The organism is Streptomyces sp. NPDC049577 (genome assembly GCF_040675635.1).
Lineage (GTDB): Bacteria > Actinomycetota > Actinomycetes > Streptomycetales > Streptomycetaceae > Streptomyces.
This window is the reverse complement of the sequence record NZ_JBFAPH010000667.1, coordinates 1-1,051: the sequence shown is the minus strand read 5'-3', so window position 1 is coordinate 1,051 and position 1,051 is coordinate 1. Positions and strand designations below refer to the sequence as shown.

2 protein-coding genes are annotated in these 1,051 nt (G+C 79.0%); both read right to left on the bottom strand.

The features are described from left to right. Nucleotides 1-156 precede the first annotated feature (156 nt). Entirely contained in the window at nucleotides 157-852 is a 696-nt protein-coding gene (locus AB0K09_RS33740; protein ID WP_366069193.1) for a spherulation-specific family 4 protein, read from the bottom strand. Continuing rightward, nucleotides 849-1,051 (bottom strand): hypothetical protein (locus AB0K09_RS33735; RefSeq protein WP_366069192.1); only part of this gene is annotated, 203 nt, incomplete at its 5' end. The genes AB0K09_RS33740 and AB0K09_RS33735, both read right to left, overlap by 4 nt.

Here is a 1,051-nt window from a genome sequence, read left to right as displayed (position 1 = left end):
GCCAGCGGCCGGCGGGGGCCGGCGGCGTGCGGCCGGGCGACGCGGTGCCGCCGTCGCCGTCGTCGGGCTCCGGCCCGTCGTCGCCGGCCGAGGAGCAGCCGGCCAGGAGGAGCAGCAGCACCACGAACGCCGCTCCCGCACGGGTCCGCGCGGCCCTCACCGGGCCTCCCCCGGCATCGCGGCCGGCACCCCGGCCGGCGGGTCGGGCACGGACTGCCAGGGGTTGGGGCCCCGGCCCGGCACCGCGCAGTGCACCCCGGCGCCGCGCCGGGCCGCCGCGCGCGCCACGTCGCCGGCGCACCCGTCGGGCACCGCGTGGACGAGGTGGCAGAACCGCTCCGGCGGATGGTCGGCGGTCCAGTCCGGGACGCCGGCGCGCCGGTAGTCCTCCCACGTGCCCTCGAAGGTGACCAGCAGATCGGCGATGCGGGCGTAGCCGGGATCGGGGTGGGTGCCGGGGTTGAGCACGGCCGTCCGGGCTCCCAGCACACGGGCGGTCATGACCAGGCCGCGGTAACGGGGCAGCAGGGCGGGGTGGGCCGCGGCCTGGTCGAGGAAGACCCCGTCCACGCCGTACCACCTGCGGTGTCTGCGGATGTCGGCGGCCACCGCGCGGGGCGGGCGGCGGCCGTAGGCGGTGTCGGCGTACCCCAGCAGCCGCACCCCCGCACCGCGCAACCGCCGGGCGGCGGCGACGAAGTCCGGGTCCGGACGGCCGCCGGGCCCGTCGGCCACGTTGAGGACCACCCCGTACAGCCGCGGCGCGGCGTCGAGCAGCGCGTCCCACGCCCGTGGGTGCACGGCCGGGTGGACGTAGAGCGGTACGAGCAGCCGCCGCGCGCCGGTCGTCATCGCGCGGACTCCACGGGCCGGGAACGGACGGCGTCCCAGAGGGCGGCGAGGGAGTCGTCGAGGCCGTGGCGGGGCGTCCAGTCCAGGGCCCGCGCGGCGGCGGCCTCGGCGACGGGAACATCCCACCACGCCTGGGCGGGGGGCGCGCCGGACACTGTGTCGGCTGTTCCGGTCTCCACATAGACACATGTGGGCCGCT